The organism is Nocardia sp. NPDC049190, from assembly GCF_040648115.1.
Lineage (GTDB): Bacteria > Actinomycetota > Actinomycetes > Mycobacteriales > Mycobacteriaceae > Nocardia.
On record NZ_JBEZDE010000004.1, the window covers coordinates 169,688 to 189,005 of the forward strand.

The following is a 19,318-nucleotide window of genomic DNA, read 5'->3' on the forward strand; positions in this document are numbered from 1 at the left end:
CATGGCACGCAAACCGCTCATCGCGGGCAACTGGAAGATGAACCTCAATCACCTCGAGGCCATCGCTCTGGTGCAGAAGATCGCGTTCGCGCTGCCGGAGAAATACTTCGACAAGGTCGACGTCGCGGTCATCCCGCCGTTCACCGCGCTGCGCAGCGTGCAGACGCTGGTCGAGGGAGACAAGCTGCTGCTCACCTACGGTGCGCAGGATGTCTCGGTGCACGAATCGGGCGCCTACACCGGTGAGATCAGCGCAGGCATGCTGGCCAAGCTGGGGTGCGCCTTCGCCGTGGTCGGGCACTCGGAGCGGCGTCAGTACCACAACGAGGACGACGTCACCGTCTCGGCCAAGGCCAAGCAGGCGCTGAAGCACGGGATCATTCCGATCGTGTGCATCGGCGAGGGCCTGAATGTCCGCGAGGCGCAGACGCACGTCGAGTACAACTTGGAGCAGTTGCGCGGCTCGCTGAAGAGCTTGTCGGTGGACGACATCGCGAAGATCGTCATCGCCTATGAACCGGTATGGGCGATCGGCACCGGCAAGGTCGCGACTCCCGCTGACGCGCAGGAGGTCTGCGGCGCCATTCGCGCGGAGTTGGCGCAACTGTCCTCGTCGGAGATCGCTGCGGAGGTCCGGGTCCTCTACGGTGGCTCGGTGACCGCAAAGAACGTCGGAGAGTTGGTCGCCCAGACCGACATCGACGGCGCCCTGGTCGGCGGCGCATCGCTGAAGGGCGACGAGTTCGCCACCCTCTCCGCGATCGCTGCTGGCGGCCCCTTGCCCTGACCTGACCACGGGACGACGCGCACAGCCCGGTATCACACGCCGTGATGCCGGGCTGTGTCGTGGAGGTGACCTCCGTCAGGTGAGCGGATCACCGATCGGGAGTGACCGCCCGAAAGAAGGATCCGACGCTTACTGCGCGTGTAACGTCAGGCCCTTGCCGTTCCCGTTGCGCAGGGTCAACGTATCGGCGTCGACCGTGGCGATGACCTTGCCGTCCAATGCTTTCAGCACCGCCTGTTCGACCTCCATCGCCTCGGAAGAGCACAGCATCTTGGTGGTAGCGATACGGAAGGTGATCTCGGAACCCGATACGTCGGCGCTGCCGGTCATGCGGTTGCACCCCGTCGCACCGGAGACGCTGCCGTCCTGGGCGATGGTGAGGGCCGGTTTCACATGGTCGATCGCCTGCGAGCGGATCTGAGCATCCGCGGTGATCAACGCGATGACGAGCCACGAAGTTCCCTTGATGGGCTTGTCGGGCTGGGCGACCTTCTTGTCGAACAGGGTGACGGTGCGGTTGTCGCCCCGCAGCGTGAGCCTCGCGCCCTCGAGCCGCCAGTTGGGCGGGGAGTGCAGCAGGTCGGCGAGCCACGCGTCGGCGCCAACGCGCTCGCCAGCGCAGGCCATGAGTGTGCTGGCCAGACCCGAAACGTGCACCGTGTGGTGGTCCAGCGTGACCGCCCCGGTGTGCTTGTTGCAGCCCGCGTCGGCGGAGATGCGGCCGTCGGTGAAGCTGATCGTCAGCGGCCCGCCGCCGGGGATCGGTGTGCCCTCGACACCGGTGGAGACGAAAGTGCGGCCCATCGGGCTCGGCGTGCTGACGTTGTTGTCCGGTCCGCCGCAGGAGCACGCGACGATCATGCACAGGGCGCAGAGAGCGACCGGACCGACTCGCGCGAAGAGTGCCGCCATGGGGAGATGCTACCGACGTCACCGACACACGGGTAGCCACGACGGGGCTTGGCCGAGTGCACAGGCAAGGTGTTGCGAAAGTCACTGTGACAGCGAGTCGGACGTCGGTGGGCTTGTCGAGCCGCACGCGTCCGCGACATCCGAACTCATGAGATGACCTGATAGTCATAGGATCTGTGTTGTGCACCGATGCTTTCCGATCACCCCGCCGCCCGCTTCCTGAGCGAGGTGTAGGTATCCAGCGCGCCACCGACAGGTGAGTGCGCGCTTCGGGCATTGCTGTGCACCTCGCTTCCGCGACCAGTTCCTCTACTTTGTCGCAGGAGAGCGATCTTTCATGTCCACACCTGTCTGCACGGGCGGCCGTTCCGGGCTGGTCTACCTCGTCGGCGCCGGAATGCTGTGGGGCACCGGCGGCCTACTCGGCACGCTGTTGCACCGGGCCACCGGTCTGTCCCCGATGTCGGTGGCCACCTGCCGGCTCGCCGTCGGCGGGCTGTTGCTGGTGGCCCTGCTCGTCACGACCGGGCGGCCGTGGCCGCGAAACTCGTTGGCGTGGCGCAGAATCGGCGCGGTTGCCGTGCTCGCGGCGATCTTTCAGGCGTGCTACTTCGGCGCCGTCGCGGCTGCCTCGGTCAGCCTTGCCACCCTGATCACCATCGGCATGTCCCCGGTGGTGGTCGCCGTCGTGGAACACGTGACCGGAAGGCGCGCGGTGAACCGACGCCGTGCGGTGACCATCGGCATTGCCCTGTGCGGGCTGGCGTTGCTCGTCGGTGTTCCGTCCGGCGGGCCGAGTACGGGCAGTGTGCTCGCGGGCGTTGGCTTCGCGTCGGCGGCTGCGGCGGCCTTCGCGACGGTCACCGTGATCAACGCGGCACGGGTGCCGGGGCTGGACGCGATGACCACCACAGGTCTCGGGTTCACCGGTGGCGCGCTGCTACTTGCTCCGTTCGCTGCCAGGGCCGGGCTCGCGTTCGATCCGACCCCGGTCAGCATCGTGCTGGTCCTGGCACTGGGGCTGGTGCCGACCGCAATCGCCTACTCGCTGTATTTCCGTGGACTCTCGGACGTCGGCCCCGGGATCGCCGCTGTGCTCGCACTGCTCGAACCATTGACCGGAACAGTGCTGGCAGTGGTCGTGCTCGGTGAACGGCTCACGACATCGGGTTTGGCGGGTGCCGCGTTGCTCATCGTGGCACTGCTGGTCGCCGCGTCACCCGCGCGGGCGGACAGGGGTGACCTGGATGCCGCTCGGGGATGCGCATAGTCCGCGCGGATTCCTGTGCACGGGGAGCGACACTGCGGTCAGACCGCCCACCATCAGGGCGCAGCCGACGACGTCGGTGGGCGATAGGTGCTCGTCGAGCACCAGCACGCCGAGTAACGCGGCAGTCAGGGGTTCGGCGAGGCCGAGGGTGCCGACTGTGGCGGCACTCATGCGAGTCAGGCCGGCGGAGAACAGCCAATACGCGGCGACCGTGGTCGCCAGGCTCAGCCAGGCTATGAGGCCGAGAGTCCGAGTGTCGGAGAGTCCGGCGGTCTCGGCGAGCATCCAGGGCAGCAATATCACGGCGCCGACGGTCAGGGAGACGGCGGAGAGCGTCGGTAGATGCATTGTCGGGTTATCGGCCGCCAGTCGCTTGGCGCAGACGGTGTACAGGCCGTAGCAGGCGCCGGCGACCACTCCGAGCAGCAGGCCGAGGGGATCAGCGGAATGACCGTCGACCGGGGTCATCAGCAGGGTGCAACCAGCGACAGCGGCGCCTGTGCTGACCAACCAGGCGGCACGTACCCGCTCACCGGTGACCCACCGTGCTGCTACACCGGTGGTGACCGGGGCGGTACCCAGTGCGATCACGGTGGCCAACGCTGCCCCGGTCCGTGACACGGCGTACAGGAAGGCTGCCTGGTATACGCAGGTCGACAGCGCGCACATCAGCACGTACGGCCGTGCCGAGCGGGCCGCCACGGCGCGCAGTCGGGTCAGGTCGCGCGCCGTCACGGTCCACAGCACCACGCCTCCGACGAGCATCCGCCATCCTCCCAGGGCCGCCGTTCCCAGCGGGCTGTCAGCCAGCACCTGGGCAGGCCCGACCGTGCCCCACAGCAACGCTGCACCGAGTACCAACCCAGCACCGGCTGTCGTTCCGTTCTTCTGAATAATCATGACGCGGTACGCTAGGTAAACATCTGGGATATTGCACTATGTGCCGAACTTAATGTGGCGAATTGGAGATTTCGTGGAACTTGATTTGCTGGACCGTGCGCTTCTGCGAGAGCTACAGAACGATGCACGGCAGACCAACCGGGACCTCGCCGCCAAGACCGCAGTGTCTCCCTCCACCTCGCTGGAACGGGTGCGACTGCTTCGCGAGCACGGTGTCATCACCGGCTACCACGCCGCCCTCGACCTCGAAGCTGCCGGGCGTCCGGTCCAGGCCCTGATCTCGGTCCGCATCCGACCGCCGGCCCGCCCGGTCATCGAAGGGTTTCGCGAGTGGGCGGCGGGGCTGCCCGAGACCATCGGCCTGTTCGTCACCTCGGGCGCCCACGACTTCCTCATCCATATCGCGGTCCCGGACGTCAACGGGGTGTACGCGTTCGTCATCGACCGCCTCACCGAACGCCGTGAGGTCGCGGACGTGCAGACCACCATGGCCTACGAACACGTCCAGTCCCGCTGCATCGAACCCGCTGGTCCCGCCCGCTCCCGCACCGCCCCCCAGGGAACCCGCTGACTCGCCGGACGGCCCTTGTATCCACCGACCGCCATCCACCCCTGCGGAGCTGTTCCTGTCCACCGCTAAGCTTCGGCAAGTGAACGCTGCCGCACCGACCGTCTCAGGCTCCACCTGGGCGCCGATGCGTTCGTCGGTGTACCGCGCATTGTGGGTCGCCCAACTGGTGTCGAACCTGGGCACCTGGATGCAGACCGTCGGGGCACAGTGGATCGTGGTCGACGAACCCAACGCGGCGGCGCTGGTGGCGTTCGTGCAGACCGCTATCACGCTGCCGGTGATGTTGTTGGCCATTCCTTCCGGAGTGATCGCCGACCTGGTGGACCGGCGGAGGCTGCTGCTCGGCGCGCAGTCGACGATGGCGGTGTTCGCGGTGGTACTGGTGATCTCGACCGCGACCGGGCACACCACCCCCGCGGTGTTGCTGACCCTGCTGTTCCTGCTGGGCTGCGGGCAGGCGCTGACCGCGCCCGCGTGGCAGGCGATCCAGCCGGAATTGGTACCGCGCGAGCAGATTCCCGCGGCTGCGGCACTGGGCAGCATGAACATCAACATCGGAAGGGCCGTCGGCCCCGCGCTGGCCGGCGTGTTGGTGTCGCTGGCCGGTCCGACGCTGGTGTTCGCGCTGAACGCGGTGTCCTTCGGCGGGATAGTCGCGGTACTCACCGTGTGGCGCAGGCCGGTGACCGATCGGAGATTGCCCACCGAACGCCCACTCGCGGCGTTGCAGGCGGGCACCCGGTTCATTCGGGCCGCACCGGCGATCCGTCGGGTGCTACTGCGCTCGATCCTGTTCATCGCACCGGCCAGCGCGGTGTGGGCGCTGCTTCCGGTGATCGCTCGGGATCGGCTCGAGCTGTCGTCCGCCGGTTACGGCCTGATGCTCGGTGCGCTCGGGGTCGGCGCGGTGCTCGGCGCCGCCACGTTGTCGCGACTGCGAAGTCTGCTCACGCCGACACAGCGGCTGGCCACTGCCGCGATTTTGTTCGGGCTCGGGACAGCCGGAACCGCTGTGCTGCGAAACGTGCCGGCGGTCCTGGTTTTGCTGGTCTTCGCCGGGCTGGCTTGGCTGCTCGCGATGTCCACGATGAACGCGACCATGCAACTGTTGCTGCCCGCCTGGGTACGTGCGCGCGGGCTCTCGGTGTATCTGCTGGTATTCATGGGCGGCCAGGCGATCGGCTCGCTGGTCTGGGGTCTGGTCGCGAACGCGCTCGGCTCGGTGTCGGCGCTGCTGTGGGCCGCGGCGCTGCTGGTGGTCTGCGCGTTGAGCACCGTCTGGCTACCGATCCGGCACGACCCGGAGGAACTCGACCTGACCCCGTCGGCGTTTTGGCCGGAACCGCAGTTGGTCGTCGAACCCGATCCCGATGACGGCCCGGTGCTGATTCTGCGCAACTACGACGTGCCGCAGCAAGACGTCGAGGAGTTCCTGGCCGCGATGGTGTTCGTCGGCCGTTCTCGGCAGCGCACCGGCGCGATGGAGTGGCGGCTCTACCGTGACGTCGGGGTGATCGATCGCTTCGTCGAGGCGTTCGTCGTGCGGTCCTGGGCCGAACACATGCACCAGCATCAGGTTCGGCTCACCGCCCAGGACCAGCTTCGCGAGCAGGCGGTCGCACGGTTCACCACCGGCGACGAGGACCAGGCCACCCACCTCGTCGCGGTGGATCGGCGCTAGCCGAACCGGGTGCGGCGGCCGCACGGCGTGCGGGTGCGTGCCTGATTCGGTGGGATTCCGCCGACCGCATACACTGTCGGGCATGCGGATGTTCCTGGATATCCTCCTGATCATCACCAGCGTGCTGCTGGTGCTGCTGGTGCTGCTGCACCGCGCCAAGGGTGGAGGTCTGTCCAGCCTGTTCGGCGGCGGTGTGCAATCCAGCCTGTCCGGTTCGACCGTCGTGGAGAAGAACCTCGACCGCATCACCATCTTCACCGGGGTGATCTGGCTCATCGCCATCCTCGGTATCGGACTGGAGATCAAGTTCGCCTGACCTGACTGGTCACCACGCTCACCGGACGGTGCGATCGCGGCGATGACGAAAGCGGCCCGACGACTGGTCCAGGGCAGGCCCGGTACTACCCCCGAGCGGGTCCGGTAGTGGCCTGTGGCAGGACCCAGCGCCGCGCCCCCCGCGGTCGCGGCATCGTGCACACCGTGGCGGCCGCGCCGCCGATCGACCTCATCATGCCGATCGTTCGGTGCCGGCCGCTGCCACCGGACCGGTGTGACCACGCCGTAGCCGCCGCCCTCCGAGCGGTGATCCGGGCCAGCCGGTCCTGCGTACTTGTCCGGCGCACTCCGGCGTCGCCTATCGCAATGTCGAGTACGCGCAGCTCCACCTGGTCTGGTGCGCTCGGCCAGGCTTGTGGCGTTCGGAACAACGCTTTCTCGCCGTGGTCTGACTGCGGTCATTCGGCTCGCGGAACACGTCCGTCGATATCGGTGAAGCCGTAATAATCGGCGAGATCCGCTACCCGCCAAGCTGATCCGGTACGAGCGCGGCGCCCCGGGTCGGTGGCCAATGCGACGACCGCGCGCCCGGGGAAGTGTGGCGTCTGCGCCTCGGCGAGATCGAATGTCCCTTCGCCGGGCAGCGTGATCAGACGCCGCCCATCGGAATCGGCCGGAACTGATTGCAGCAGTTCGGTATTCACTATTCCAGGCCATAGCGAGACCACGGTCACTTCGGTCTCGGCAAGGTCGTGCGCCAGGTCGGCGGTGAGCCGGTCGAGTGCGGTCTTGGCGACTCCGTAGACCGCGTTGTGTAGGTATCTCCGCGCGCCGGGAGAGGAGATGTTGACGATCAGCCCGGCCGACTCGATCAGTAGCCCGGCGGCGAAAAAGGTCGCCACGTAATGTGATCGAACGCCCACGTCGAAGGTCTCGTCCCATGCCGTCGGGGGAACCTCCCAGAAGGGCTTTCCGAGCCTGCGGGCGGCGGCGGGGGAGTTGTAGACGTTGTTGACCAGCACGTCCAGCCTGCCGTGTTCGGTGCGGACCAGCTCGAACAACCGCTGCACCGCGTCGTCGTCCCGGTGGTCGCAGACGAACGGGATGCCGACGCCGCCCGCAGCGGCGATCTCGGCGGCGGTTTCGTGTACGGTGCCCGGCAGCTGACCGGGCGTGACCGAGCGTCCGGTGACGAACACCGTGGCGCCTGCCGCACCCAGTTCCAGCGCGATTCCTTTGCCGATGCCGCGGCTGGCGCCGGTGACCACCGCGAGCTTGCCTTCGAGCCTGTCGGGTATTCCACTCACGAATCCTGGACATTACCGTGAAACAAGAACGCGTTCTATGTTACGGAGGCCGGAGTGGAGTTCGCGCAGCGGTTCGTGACGACGAACGGGATCCGCATGCACGTCACCGAGCAGGGGGAAGGTGCGCCGGTGGTCTTCTGCCACGGATTTCCGCACACCTGGTACGTCTGGCATCGCCAGCTTCCGGCAGTCGCCGCCGCGGGCTATCGCGCCATCGCCCCGGACCTGCGAGGCTACGGGCAGACCGACATCCCCGATGACCTCGAGGCCTACACGAACCGTGCGGTGTGCGCGGACCTGCTCGGTCTGCTCGACGATCTCGGAGCTGAACAAGCCGTGTTCGTCGGCCTGGATTTCGGCGCCGCCCTGCTGTGGGAGCTGGCGTTGCGGGCGCCGGAACGGGTGCGTGGCCTCATCGTCCTGAACAACCCGTTCACGCCTCGACCGCCACGCGCCCCCTCGCAGCTGTGGTCGAAGGCGGCCGCGCGACACTTCCTGCACCTGAACTACTTTCAGACCCCCGGCATTGCCGACGCGGAACTCGGCGCGTGCCCACGCGAGTTCCTCGCCCGTGTGTACTACGCGCTCAGCGCCGATTATCACTACCTGGACACCTGGCGCTTCCCCGCCGAGGACACCGGATACCTCGATGTCCTTCCCGCGGCGCCCACCTTGCCGTGGCGCTGGCTGAACATCGACGAGTTGGACACTCTGGCGCGAGATTTCGAGCGCACCGGGTTTACCGGCGGATTGAACTGGTATCGCAGCCTGGACCGTAACTGGGAGCTGACCGCCGACTTCGCCGGCGCAGAGGTCACGGTCGCGACGTACTTCCTGTACGGCGATCGGGACCCCGACATGGAGGGCTTCAGCGGCCGCGATCCGCTGGCGACGATGCGCGAGCACGTCCCCGGCCTCCGCGAGGTCGCCGAGATCGCCAACGCGGGCCACCTCGTGCAGTTGGAGCGCGCCGCGGAGGTGAACGAGCTGATCACCGCGCATCTGCGGGATCTCGACGCGCATCCCCCCGGTGCGCTGTTCTGAGTTCAAATGCCCTTGGGCTCAGTGCTGTTCACTGTCGGTGGCCACCGTTACTGTCTGGTGAATGAGCTATTGTCTGAGCGTCTACGTCGTCGAACTGGACAGAACCTCCGGCGCCATCGGGTCTGGGGACGACAAGCTCCGGCGAATGATCGGTGGCCGTTTCAAGGCTCAGCTGGCCCACGACGACGACTGGTTCGCCGAGGAGATCGCGAATGGCGCGCCCACCCGATGCGACGCGGTGCGCGCCGTCATCGATGGCGGCCCTTTCGATCCGTCCTACGGGTTCCAATACGGCTATGCCTATCAAACGATCTGCCAGTTCTACGGCAGGTTTGTGGACACCCGATACTTCTCCGCCTTCCGCGGCCGCTGGCTCGACCACGTCGACGACGGGCTCGCCGCACTCGGCATCAAGGCGATCAGCGTTCGTACCTTCATGTACCACGCCCTGCCCTCCGGGCTGCCTCAGCCCGAAGGCCTGCCCGGCTACGGCGAATGGAGTCCCGAACAGTGCGCCGAAGCCCTGGTCCAATGGGAGTCGACCACGCCGTGCGACCGTGAGGCGGTCGACCACGAGGTGTTGGCCGCCATCGAATCCTGCATCGCATGGATTCGTGAAGCCCAAGCCCGCCCCGGCTGGGGCATCGCCGGGTTCTTCTTCTGAAGCGAGGGCTATCGGTATTCCGCGGCCAGTTTCGGGTAATCCGACCAACGGGGCAGTGGCCGATAGTCGAGGTAGGCGGTGAGGCGGTCGAGCAGGTATTGCCAGCGCGGGCCGACGGCGCTCGCGTCGGCGGGGTAGAGATGACGGCGGGTCAGCTCGACAGTGGTGACTACGCCGACCTGGGTCATGCTGGCCTCGAGCAGGCAACCGTCGATGTGCACGACCAATTCGTGGGGCGCCTGACAGTGGTCGACGCGCACGGCGATCGGGCCGGAGATGGGACCGTCGAGCGGCTCGATCGTGAGGTTGCCGTTGCCGCCGACGACGGTACCGAACCAGCGGGCGAGCTGGCTGCGCTCGGTGGCCGCCGACCATACCTCCAGGACCGGCTTGCGGAAGGAACGCAGATAGTGCAGGAGCACCAGATCGCCGTCCCCGGTGCGATCATGCTCCGGCCGTACCTCTCCGAGCATGGACATCGTGGTCATCGCCGTGTCCTTTCGCTGCTGGTCACCGTCACCATGACGGTATTCCACTATTCCTCGGTCGAATCGAATTCCCGGGAAACCAGCGCGCCGGCGTGCCGTCGGTGCGCACGGGTGACGTCAGCGAGGAGTTCACCCGCCGCGGTTTCGATCACGCTCTCAGCGAGCAGGACGGTGTCGGCGGCCGGGCCGAGCGGGACAAAACTGTCCTCGCTGGCGACCCGCGCGACACGACCCGCGAAACCCGCATCGATCAGGGCCGTGCACACCGCCTCGGACACGCCACCGGAGCGGCGGGTTTCGTCCGCGACGAGGACACGACCGGTTGCGCGGGCGTGCCGAAGCAGATCATCCACCGGCAGCGGCGCTAGCCAGCGCAGGTCGAGTACGCGCGCGTAGATGCCGCGCTCGGCAAGTCGGTGTGCGACGCGCAGGCACATCGGCACGCCATTGGCGAAACTGACCAAGGTCAGATCGGCGCCGTCGCCGTAGACGCGAGCCCGCCCGATCTCGACGTGCTCGGCCGGGCGAGCGGGCGCGAGCCAGCCGCCGTCGCCGGGCCGGTACAGATCGCGAGTGTGATACAGCGCGATGGGCTCCAGGAACAGGCACACTCTGCCGTCCACCCGGGCCGCGGACACGCAGGTGCGCAGCATGGCCGCGGCATCGTCGGCGCGCGACGGTGACGCGAGGATCAGGCCGGGGATATCACGCAGTGCGGCGATCGAGTTGTCGTTGTGGAAGTGGCCGCCGAAGCCCTTCTGGTAGGCGTACCCGGCGATCCGGACCACCATCGGGTTGCGGTAACGGCCATCGGAGAAGAACGACAACGTGGCTGCTTCACCACGCACCTGGTCCGCGGCGTTGTGCAGGTAGGCGAGGTACTGGATTTCCGGGATCGGCACGAATCCGGCCAAACCCGCGCCGAGCGCGGTGCCGAGGACGCTCTGCTCGTCCAGAAGCGTATCGAAGACGCGGCGGGCGCCGAACCGCTTCTGTAAGCCTTTCGTCACGCCGTAGACTCCGCCCTTGCGGCCGACGTCCTCGCCGAAGACGAGTACGTCCCGATCGCGGATCAGTAGGTCGGTGAGCGTGAGATTGATCGACTGGGCGAGGGTCGTCGGATCGCCCGGCGTTGCCGGGTGGGGCACATCGTGCGTGGTCGCGGTGACCGGTGGCCTTACCCGCCCGTTGTCCGCGGTGGCCGACTGTCTATTACCGGAGAGCGCGGCGATCCGCAGTACGTCGGCACGCACCAGGGCGGGGCGCAGTGGTGCGATCGGAGCGGTCACCGCCGTCGTTGAGCTGAGTTTCGGTGCACGCCAGACTTTTTCGGCCGTCGCAGCGGCCTGGCGGCCGAGGTCGTCGTAGCGCTCCACCACTTCGGCGGGTGTCGCGGCGCCGGAGGTAACCAGTAGCCGTGCGGTCGCAAGCACCGGGTCGCGCAGCATATCGGCGGCGATGTCGGCCGGTCGACGATATGCGGCCTCCACATCCGAGCCCGCGTGGCCCAGCAGGCGGACGGTCTGTAGCCGCAGGAACGCGGGCTCGCGGCGGTCCCGGACCCACTCGGCGGCGGTGGCCGCGGTCGTCAGCGCGTCGCGCGGATCGCATCCGTCCGCGCTGAAGTACGCCAAACCGGGCCGGTGGCTGTATGCCTGTTCGATCCAGTCCGGCGGCGTCGGCACGCTGATGCCGATGCCATTGTCCTCGCAGACGAACAGGATCGGCATCGGAATTCCTTGGTGGGCGGTGTGCACGGCGGTGTTGATCGCACCTGTCGCAGTGGAGTGGTTCGCGGACGCGTCGCCGAAGCTGCACAGCACCACCGAATCCGACGGCCACGGTGCGGGTACACCCAGCCGCGCCGCGCGATCGATCGCGAATGCCAGCCCCACCGCACGCGGGAGGTGTGAGGCGATGGTGGAGGTCTGCGGGATGATGTTCGCTGCCGCGCTGCCGAATACCTTGTGCCGCCCACCGGAAATGGGATCCGCCGCCGCGGCGACCACCCCCAGCAACACGTCCCGGATCGGGTCGAGGCCGGGCACGCTCCGGGCGCGATGCGCGAAGAACGCCCCCGACCGGTAGTGCAGCAAGGCGGGATCGGAAGTTCGCAGGGCAGCGGCCAGCGCCGCGTTGCCCTCGTGGCCGGAGGATCCGATGCTGTAGTACCCGCGCCGGGAACTGCCGAGCCGGCGCGCCGCGAGATCGAGATGTCGACTCGTCGCCTGCGCGGCGAACAGCTCCAGGCATGTTGCGCCGGTAATCGTGCTGCCCGGCTCGATCGGCTGACTCGTCGGACGCTCCGGCCGCGGGGAAAGCGCCGAGATCGCGATACGGAACTGCTCGTCCAGATCCGTTGCCTGATCGGTCATCGAACGATCATCCCGTAGAACTGTGCCGGTCGGATGCCTTATCCGACGGCGTGCTTCCGGTAGTGGACGAAGTTTTGGACAACTGTCGATTCCTGCTGTGCGGGGTGGGGTGCGGGCCGCGGCGGGCGACGGCCCGCACGATCAACGCAACGCGGTCCTCGCCTCCTGGTCCACCAGCCACGTGGTGGAATCGATACCGGTGGCGCCCGCCGCCGGAATATCCACCGGGTCCGCACCGCCGAGGGCGGCGGCGACGGCCTCGGCCTTGGCCGCGCCGCTCACCACCAGCACCACATGGCGAGCGCGACGGATAGCGGGCAGGGTCAGCGTCACCCGGACCGGCGGTGGCTTCGGCGAATCCGTCACGGCGACAACGAGTTCGTGCTCCTCGCGCACCGCATCGGTGTGCGGGAACAGCGAGTTCACATGTCCCTCGCCGCCCATGCCGAGCAGATGCAGGTCGAACGCGCCGTGCTCGGCCAGATAGGCGTGCACGACCGCCGAGTACTCGGCGGCGGCCTCCACCGGGTCCGGGTATTCACCGTCGGAGGCTGCCACCGGATGCAGCCGCGCCGGGTCCACCGGCACGTGGTCGAGCAGTGCCTGTCGGGATTGCAGATCGTTGCGGTCCGGATCGCCCGCGGGGACGAATCGCTCGTCGCCCCAGAACACATCGAGCCGGGACCAGTCGATGTCGCCGGGCGACTTGCGCACCCGCTCGAGCAGCCCGATGCCGGTGCCGCCGCCGGTCAGCACCACCGACGCCGAGCCCCGCTCCGCCTGGGCTGCGACGACGACCGCGACGAACCGGACCGCCGCCGCGGCGACCAGTGCGTCGGGGTCGGCGTGGACCTCGACGGTATCACCGGGGAATGTCGAATCGGTGTGGTCACTCATAACTCACCTTCTCGATTCCGGCCAGTGCCTCCGCGTAGATCTCATCGGCATCCAGCCTGCGTAGTTCCTCGGCGAGGCAGTCGCGAGTCTCCCTGCGCGCCAGCGCGATCCGCTGGTCCGGTTCGCCGGTTCGGGTGAGCGTCGCGGTGCGGCCGGTCTGCGGCCGCTCGATCGCGATCGCGGCCGACGTGCGGTGCACCTCCACGCGTAGCGCACCCGAGCGGCGTACCACCGGACATCCGAGCCGGCCGGCCAGCCAGCCAGCCAACATGTCCAGCGCGGGCTCGTTGCGCAGCCCGGACACCAGCACCGACTCCACCGGCTCGAACGGCGGTTCGTCCAGCGCAGCGGCCAGCAACGCGCGCCAGTACGTGATCCGGCTCCACGCCAGATCGGTATCTCCGCTCGCGTAGGAGGCCAGTCGCCCCTTGATCGTCGCCTGCGGATCGGCGGCGAATGTGGCGTCGGTGATGCGACGGGTCGCCAGGCGCCCCACCGAGTCCTTGGACGGGAATTCCGGGGCACCGCGCGGCCACCAGGCGACCACCGGGGTATCCGGCAGCAGGAACGGGATGACAACACTGCTTTCGTGGTTGACCAACTCGCCCCGCAGCCGAAGCACTATCACCTCTGCCGCTCCCGCGTCGCCGCCCACGCGGATCTGCGCGTCCAGCCGAGTCGGGGCGTCCCGGTCGCAGCGCGCGAGCACCACCACTCGACAGGGATGTTCGCGGCTGGCATCGTTCGCGGCGTCGATCGCGTCCTCGGCCTCGGAGCTGTCCAGCGTGCACACGACCAAGGTGAGCACTCGGCCCATGGTGGTCACGCCATTGCTCTCCCGTAACTGCACCAGGCGCTTGGTGACCTCACCGGTCGTGGTGGCAGGCATGTCGACGATCATGGCCGCCGCCATTCCCGCCCGGTGCGGGCGAGCATCTCGTCAGCCGACGGCGGCCCCCAGGTGCCCGCCTCGTACTGCTCGGGTTTACCGTCGGCGGCCCAGTGCTCGAGCACCGGATCCAGGATGCGCCAAGACAACTCGACCTCCGCATTGACCGGGAAAAGTGAGGGCACCCCGAGCAACACGTCGAGGATCAGACGCTCGTAGGCCTCGGGGGAGGACTCGGTGAACGCCTCGCCGTAACTGAAGTCCATGTTCACGTCGCGCACCTCCATACCGGAGCCCGGCACCTTCGAGCCGAACCGCGTGGTGATGCCTTCATCCGGCTGGACCCGGATGACCAGTGCGTTCTGCCCCAGCTCCGCTGTCATGGTCTGGTCGAACGGCAGATGTGGGGCCCGCTTGAAGATGACCGCGATCTCGGTCACCCTGCGACCCAGCCGCTTTCCGGTGCGTAGGAAGAACGGCACGCCGGCCCAGCGCCGGGTGTTCACCTCGAGCGAGATCGCGGCGTAGGTCTCGGTGCGCGACTCCGGGTCGAACCCCGCCTCGTCCAGCAGGCCGACCACATGCTCGCCGCCCTGCCACCCTTCCGCGTACTGTCCACGCGCGGTGGTCTCATCGAGTGGCTCGATGAGCTTGGTCGCCGAGAGCACCTTGATCTTCTCGGTCTGCAGTTGCTTGGGTTCGAAGCTGATCGGCTCCTCCATCGCGGTGAGCGCGAGCAGCTGCAGGAGATGGTTCTGGATCACGTCCCGCGCCGCGCCGATACCGTCGTAATAGCCGGCGCGACCACCCAAGCCGATGTCTTCGGCCATGGTGATCTGCACGTGGTCGACGTAGTTGGCATTCCAGATCGGGTCGTAGAGTTGGTTGGCGAAGCGCAGCGCAAGGATGTTCTGCACCGTCTCCTTGCCGAGGTAGTGGTCGATGCGGAACACCGTCTCCTCCGGGAAAACCCGGTTGACCAGAGCGTTGAGTTCCTGGGCGCTGTGCAGGTCATGCCCGAACGGCTTCTCGATCACTACCCGCCGCCAGGGCTTGCGGCCCGCCTCGTCGGTGCCCGTCGGCTGCGCCAGCCCATGCTGGGAAAGCTGATCGAGCACCAGGGGGAACATATTCGGCGGGATCGACAGGTAGAAGCCGTGGTTGCCGCCCGTGCCGCGTTCCTTGTCCAGGGTTGCCAAGGTGTCGGCAAGGTTGGCGAACGCGGCGTCGTCGTCGAAGCTGCCCTGCACGAAGCGGATTCCCTCGGCGAGGTGGTCCCAGACCTCCTGGCGGAAGGGGGTGCGCGCGTGCGCCTTCACCGCGTCGAGGACGTGCCCGGCGAATTCGTCATCGTCGTAATCGCGGCGGGCGAAGCCGACCAGCCCGAAGCCCGGGGGCAGCAGCCCCCGGTTCGCCAGGTCGTAGATGGCCGGAATCAGCTTCTTGCGGGAGAGGTCACCGGTGACTCCAAAGATCACCACACTGCACGGACCCGCGATGCGCGGGAGCCTTTTGTCCCGCTTGTCACGAAGCGGGTTGTGCCGGGAAATCGTGGCTGGTTTGCCCGTAGCGGCAGTGCCGGCCACCGGATCAGCTGTTCCCGGTCGAGGCCGAGTTCAATTCCTCGGCCGTAGCGGAAAGCAACTCCTCCCAGGACTTCTCGAACTTGTCCACGCCCTCGCGCTCGAGGACCGCGAACACGTCGTCCAGGTCGATGCCGAGCGCCTCGAGTTGGTCGAAGACCTCTTTGGCGGCTGCGGCAGTGCCACTGACAGCATCCCCGCGGTTCTCGCCGTGATCGGCCACGGCCTCGAGGGTCTTCTCCGGCATCGTGTTGACCGTGTTCGGTGCGACCAGTTCGGTGACGTACAGGGTATCGGGGTAGTCCGGGTTCTTGACACCGGTCGAAGCCCACAGCGGCCGTTGCCGATTCGCGCCGGAGGCGGCCAGGTTCACATAGGTGGAGGTGTGCTCGCCGCCGTCGAACACATCCTGGTACTCGGCGTAGGCCAACCGGGCGTTGGCGACACCGGCCTTCCCGCGCAGCGCGAGCGCCTCCGCGGTGCCGATCGCCTCCAGCCGCTTGTCGATCTCGGTGTCCACTCGGGACACGAAGAACGACGCGACCGAATGGATCTTGGCCGGATCGTGTCCGGCGGCCTTCGCCTTCTTCACACCCTCCAGATATGCGCCCATTACCGCCCGGTAGCGCTTGACCGAGAAGATCAGCGTGACGTTCACACTGATGCCCTCCCCGAGCACCGCGGTGATCGCCGGCAGGCCTTCCTCGGTGGCCGGGATCTTGATGAACAGATTGGGCCGGTCGACGATCTTCCACAGTTCGACAGCCTGCGCGGTGGTCTTCTCCGCATCGAACGCCAGACGGGGGTCGACCTCGATCGAGACCCGGCCGTCCACGCCGCCGGTCGCTTCGTACACCGGGGCGAACACGTCACACGCTGCCCGGACGTCGTCGGTGGTGATGGTGCGGATCGCGGCGTCGGCGTCGGCACCTCGGGTGGCGAGCTCGCTCACCTGGCTGTCGTAGGCGTGTCCCTGGCTCAGTGCACCCTGAAAGATCGTCGGGTTCGTGGTGACCCCGACAACGCTGCGGGTGGCGATCAAGTCGGCCAGGTTGCCGGATTGGATCCGATTCCTGGACAGGTCGTCGAGCCACACGGATACTCCCGCCGCGGCGAGGGCGGCGAGGTTTTCGTTCTGTGCCATGAGCGCTTATCCCTTCACGTTCTCGAGCGTGCGCTGCGCGGCGGCAACGACGGCTTCCGGTGTGAATCCGAATTCGCGGAACAGAGTCTTGTAATCGGCGGAGGCGCCGAAGTGCTCGATCGACACGATCTCACCCGCGTCACCGGCGAACCGGTGCCACGGCATCGCGATACCGGCCTCGACCACGACACGGGCGGCGACCGCGGGCGGGAGCACCTCGTCCCGGTAAGCCTTGTCCTGCGCGTCGAACCACTCCACACACGGCATCGACACCACACGAGTTCCGATGCCCTGCTCCTCCAGCGTAGTGCGGGCGGCCACGGCGAGCTGGAGCTCTGATCCGGTAGCGATCAAGAGCACCTGCGGAGTGCCGGTGGACGCCTCGGCCAGGATGTAGCCGCCCTTCGACACGCCTTCGTAACTGGTGCCCTCCTGGATCGGCAGCTCCTGGCGGGTCAGCGCCAGCGCCGAAGGGCCGTCTTGATGCGGCAGTTCCGAGACCGAGAAGTGCGAGGAGTGCTCACTGCTGTCGCGTTCGAGAATGGTGCGCCAGGCGTAGGTGGTCTCGTTGGCGTCGCCGGGACGAACCACATTCAGACCGGGAATGGCGCGCAACGCGGCCAGGTGCTCGATCGGCTGGTGCGTCGGACCGTCCTCGCCGAGCCCGATCGAGTCGTGCGTCCAGACGTAGATCGCGGGTACCCGCATCAGCGCGGCCAGACGCACCGCTGGACGCATGTAGTCGCTGAACACCAGGAAGGTGCCACCATAGGGCCGGGTCGGACCGTGCAGCGCGATTCCGTTGAGGATGGCGCCCATCGCATGCTCGCGGACCCCGAAGTGCAGCGTCCGGCCGTATGGGTTGGCCTTCCACATCCCCGTCGAGATCGACTCGGGGCCGAAGCTCGGCTCGCCGGACATGGTGGTGTTGTTGGACTCGGCGAGGTCGGCCGAACCGCCCCACAGCTCCGGCAGCACCGGCGCGAGCGCGGCCAAGACCTTGCCGGACGCCTTGCGCGTGGCCATACCCTTCGGATCTGCTTCGTAGGTCGGCAGATTCGTCGCCCAGTTCTTCGGAAGTCGTCGCTCGGTGAGGCGATCGAACAGCGCCTTGTTCGCCGGGCTCGCCGCCGCCCACGCGTCGAACGACTGCTGCCATTGCCGGCGCGCGGCCCGACCGCGCTCGACAGCTCCGCGCGTGTGCGCGATGACCGCATCGTCCACCTGGAAGCTCTGCTCCGGATCGAACCCGAGGATCTTCTTGACGGCGGCCACCTCGTCGGCGCCGAGCGCCGCGCCGTGGGCCGCGCCGGTGTTCATCTTGTGCGGGGCCGGGTAGCCGATGATCGTGCGCAGCACGATGATCGAAGGCTTGCCGGACTCCGCCTTGGCGGCGGCCAGCGCGGCCTCGATCGCGACGACGTCCTCGCCGCCCTCGACCACCTGCACATGCCAGCCATAAGCCTCATACCGCGTGGCGACGTCTTCGGTGAAGGCGATGGTGGTGTCGTCCTCGATGGAGATCTTGTTGTCGTCGTAGATCACGACGAGATTGCCCAGCTGCTGGGTGCCCGCCAGGGACGACGCCTCGGAGGTGACGCCCTCCTCGAGATCACCGTCGGAGGCGATCACGTAGATGAAATGGTCGAACGGGCTGGTGCCCGGCGCAGCGTCCGGGTCGAACAACCCGCGCTCGCGCCGCGCCGCCATCGCCATACCGACGGCCGAGGCCAGGCCCTGGCCGAGTGGGCCGGTGGTGATCTCGATGCCGTCGGTGTGCCGGAACTCCGGGTGGCCCGGGGTGAGCGAACCCCACTTGCGCAGGTGCTCCAGATCGACCAACTCCAGACCGAAACCGGCCAGATACAGCTGGATGTACTGAGTGAGGCTGGAGTGACCACACGACAGCACGAACCGGTCCCGGCCCACCCAGCTGGGATCGCTGGGATCGATGCGCATCGTGCGCTGGTAGAGCGTGTACGCCAGCGGCGCCAAACTCATCGCGGTACCAGGATGACCGTTCCCGGTGTTTTGCACCGCCTCCGCGGCAAGCACCCGAATGGTGTCGACGGCCTTGGTGTCCAGATCCGTCCAGTCGTCCGGGTAGTTCGGCTGAGTGAGGGCGCGGATGTCGTCTGTGATCGACACGACCGAGATTCTCCTGACGTTGGTTTCGTCGACGGCGGATGGGTTACTGATGGCGATGAACGCGCACCAGCTACGGCATGCAAACCGGTTTCCCCATCTACCCTAGATGTGCTCGTTGACCGGCACAGCGGTAACCCTGTGTGTGTTGGTTTCGTAGCGTGCTGTGTTGGATCGGCAGTGCCTGCTGTGTCGGATCGGCAGTGCCTGCTGTGTTGGATCGGCAGTGCCTGCTGTGTTGGATCGGCAGCGCCTTGGGCGCTGCGGGTTCGCGGCCCCTTTGTGGCTCGCGTCCGAGCGGCCGAGACTTGCGCCTTCGGCGCGTGCGCTTCGGTCGCTCGGCTCGATGGCCTCGCGCGTTGGTGGCACGTGGGTTGGGAACGGT

Annotated in this window: 17 protein-coding genes; 7 read left to right on the plus strand and 10 right to left on the minus strand. The window is 67.4% G+C overall.

Annotated elements, in window-relative coordinates:
• The first annotated feature begins 1 nt into the window (after window position 1).
• Complete coding sequence (gene tpiA, locus AB0B25_RS06130) at window positions 2-787, plus strand: triose-phosphate isomerase (protein WP_357175445.1); 786 nt, start codon at window positions 2-4, stop codon at window positions 785-787.
• Window positions 788-916: 129 nt separating this feature from the next.
• Here tpiA and AB0B25_RS06135 read toward each other — a convergent pair whose 3' ends face one another.
• Window positions 917-1,699 carry an META domain-containing protein gene (locus tag AB0B25_RS06135; protein ID WP_357175448.1) on the minus strand — a complete coding sequence of 261 codons (783 nt, stop codon included), beginning with the start codon at window positions 1,697-1,699 and terminating at the stop codon, window positions 917-919.
• 337 nt (window positions 1,700-2,036) lie between these two features.
• Here AB0B25_RS06135 and AB0B25_RS06140 point away from each other — a divergent pair, with 337 nt between their 5' ends.
• Window positions 2,037-2,969, plus strand: coding sequence for an EamA family transporter (locus AB0B25_RS06140; RefSeq protein WP_357175450.1), 933 nt, complete (start codon window positions 2,037-2,039; stop codon window positions 2,967-2,969).
• Here the strand turns inward: AB0B25_RS06140 and AB0B25_RS06145 are convergent.
• Window positions 2,916-3,869 (minus strand): EamA family transporter, encoded by a 954-nt coding sequence (locus tag AB0B25_RS06145; protein WP_357175453.1) that lies wholly within the window; start codon window positions 3,867-3,869, stop codon window positions 2,916-2,918. The two genes, AB0B25_RS06140 and AB0B25_RS06145, sit on opposite strands and share 54 nt — an antisense overlap.
• 73 nt (window positions 3,870-3,942) lie before the next feature.
• On the opposite strand from AB0B25_RS06145, the gene AB0B25_RS06150 reads away from it, so the two are divergent.
• The 3 genes from AB0B25_RS06150 to secG all read left to right on the plus strand — a co-directional run bounded on the left by AB0B25_RS06150 (window position 3,943) and on the right by secG (window position 6,437).
• Window positions 3,943-4,440: an Lrp/AsnC family transcriptional regulator gene (locus AB0B25_RS06150; RefSeq protein ID WP_357175456.1), complete on the plus strand. Its 498-nt coding sequence runs from the start codon at window positions 3,943-3,945 to the stop codon at window positions 4,438-4,440.
• Between the two features lie 79 nt (window positions 4,441-4,519).
• The gene (locus tag AB0B25_RS06155) at window positions 4,520-6,121 is read left to right on the plus strand and encodes an MFS transporter (protein WP_357175459.1); all 1,602 of its coding nucleotides are present in this window, start codon (window positions 4,520-4,522) and stop codon (window positions 6,119-6,121) included.
• Between the two features lie 82 nt (window positions 6,122-6,203).
• A complete protein-coding gene (secG, locus tag AB0B25_RS06160; RefSeq protein WP_357067777.1) occupies window positions 6,204-6,437 on the plus strand; it encodes a preprotein translocase subunit SecG in 234 nt (77 codons plus the stop codon).
• A 418-nt stretch (window positions 6,438-6,855) separates the two neighbouring features.
• On the opposite strand, the gene AB0B25_RS06165 is transcribed toward secG, so the two are convergent.
• Window positions 6,856-7,704 (minus strand): SDR family NAD(P)-dependent oxidoreductase, encoded by an 849-nt coding sequence (locus tag AB0B25_RS06165; RefSeq protein ID WP_357175461.1) that lies wholly within the window; start codon window positions 7,702-7,704, stop codon window positions 6,856-6,858.
• 54 nt (window positions 7,705-7,758) lie between these two features.
• On the opposite strand from AB0B25_RS06165, the gene AB0B25_RS06170 reads away from it, so the two are divergent.
• Window positions 7,759-8,748 carry an alpha/beta hydrolase gene (locus AB0B25_RS06170; protein ID WP_357175464.1) on the plus strand — a complete coding sequence of 330 codons (990 nt, stop codon included), beginning with the start codon at window positions 7,759-7,761 and terminating at the stop codon, window positions 8,746-8,748.
• Between the two features lie 61 nt (window positions 8,749-8,809).
• A complete protein-coding gene (locus AB0B25_RS06175) occupies window positions 8,810-9,412 on the plus strand; it encodes a hypothetical protein (RefSeq protein ID WP_357175467.1) in 603 nt (200 codons plus the stop codon).
• Between the two features lie 8 nt (window positions 9,413-9,420).
• On the opposite strand, the gene AB0B25_RS06180 is transcribed toward AB0B25_RS06175, so the two are convergent.
• The 7 genes from AB0B25_RS06180 to tkt form a co-directional block, all read right to left on the minus strand.
• Window positions 9,421-9,900: a hypothetical protein gene (locus tag AB0B25_RS06180; protein WP_357175470.1), complete on the minus strand. Its 480-nt coding sequence runs from the start codon at window positions 9,898-9,900 to the stop codon at window positions 9,421-9,423.
• Between the two features lie 47 nt (window positions 9,901-9,947).
• Window positions 9,948-12,275 carry a thiamine pyrophosphate-dependent enzyme gene (locus tag AB0B25_RS06185; RefSeq protein WP_357175473.1) on the minus strand — a complete coding sequence of 776 codons (2,328 nt, stop codon included), beginning with the start codon at window positions 12,273-12,275 and terminating at the stop codon, window positions 9,948-9,950.
• A gap of 141 nt (window positions 12,276-12,416) precedes the next feature.
• Window positions 12,417-13,172, minus strand: a complete 756-nt coding sequence (gene pgl / locus AB0B25_RS06190; protein WP_357175476.1) for a 6-phosphogluconolactonase — start codon at window positions 13,170-13,172, stop codon at window positions 12,417-12,419.
• On the minus strand, window positions 13,165-14,073 hold the full coding sequence (opcA, locus tag AB0B25_RS06195) for a glucose-6-phosphate dehydrogenase assembly protein OpcA (protein WP_357175479.1): 909 nt from the start codon (window positions 14,071-14,073) through the stop codon (window positions 13,165-13,167). The genes pgl and opcA overlap by 8 nt, the downstream gene beginning before the upstream one ends.
• A complete protein-coding gene (zwf, locus tag AB0B25_RS06200; RefSeq protein ID WP_357175764.1) occupies window positions 14,070-15,611 on the minus strand; it encodes a glucose-6-phosphate dehydrogenase in 1,542 nt (513 codons plus the stop codon). Before zwf ends, opcA begins: the two co-directional genes overlap by 4 nt.
• A 40-nt stretch (window positions 15,612-15,651) precedes the next feature.
• On the minus strand, window positions 15,652-16,788 hold the full coding sequence (gene tal, locus AB0B25_RS06205; RefSeq protein WP_357175482.1) for a transaldolase: 1,137 nt from the start codon (window positions 16,786-16,788) through the stop codon (window positions 15,652-15,654).
• 6 nt (window positions 16,789-16,794) lie between these two features.
• Window positions 16,795-18,936 carry a transketolase gene (tkt, locus tag AB0B25_RS06210; protein ID WP_357175485.1) on the minus strand — a complete coding sequence of 714 codons (2,142 nt, stop codon included), beginning with the start codon at window positions 18,934-18,936 and terminating at the stop codon, window positions 16,795-16,797.
• Between the last annotated feature and the right edge of the window lie 382 nt (window positions 18,937-19,318).

What these genes read in the sequence shown, in the direction of transcription:
- AB0B25_RS06175 (WP_357175467.1), top strand. Translation starts at nt 8,810, where the DNA reads ATGAGCTATTGTCTGAGCGTCTACGTCGTCGAACTGGACAGAACCTCC.
- secG (WP_357067777.1), top strand. Translation starts at nt 6,204, where the DNA reads ATGCGGATGTTCCTGGATATCCTCCTGATCATCACCAGCGTGCTGCTG.
- AB0B25_RS06145 (WP_357175453.1), bottom strand. Translation starts at nt 3,869, where the DNA reads ATGATTATTCAGAAGAACGGAACGACAGCCGGTGCTGGGTTGGTACTC.
- tpiA (WP_357175445.1), top strand. Translation starts at nt 2, where the DNA reads ATGGCACGCAAACCGCTCATCGCGGGCAACTGGAAGATGAACCTCAAT.
- pgl (WP_357175476.1), bottom strand. Translation starts at nt 13,172, where the DNA reads ATGAGTGACCACACCGATTCGACATTCCCCGGTGATACCGTCGAGGTC.
- opcA (WP_357175479.1), bottom strand. Translation starts at nt 14,073, where the DNA reads ATGATCGTCGACATGCCTGCCACCACGACCGGTGAGGTCACCAAGCGC.
- tal (WP_357175482.1), bottom strand. Translation starts at nt 16,788, where the DNA reads ATGGCACAGAACGAAAACCTCGCCGCCCTCGCCGCGGCGGGAGTATCC.
- AB0B25_RS06135 (WP_357175448.1), bottom strand. Translation starts at nt 1,699, where the DNA reads ATGGCGGCACTCTTCGCGCGAGTCGGTCCGGTCGCTCTCTGCGCCCTG.
- AB0B25_RS06140 (WP_357175450.1), top strand. Translation starts at nt 2,037, where the DNA reads ATGTCCACACCTGTCTGCACGGGCGGCCGTTCCGGGCTGGTCTACCTC.
- AB0B25_RS06185 (WP_357175473.1), bottom strand. Translation starts at nt 12,275, where the DNA reads ATGACCGATCAGGCAACGGATCTGGACGAGCAGTTCCGTATCGCGATC.
- AB0B25_RS06180 (WP_357175470.1), bottom strand. Translation starts at nt 9,900, where the DNA reads ATGACCACGATGTCCATGCTCGGAGAGGTACGGCCGGAGCATGATCGC.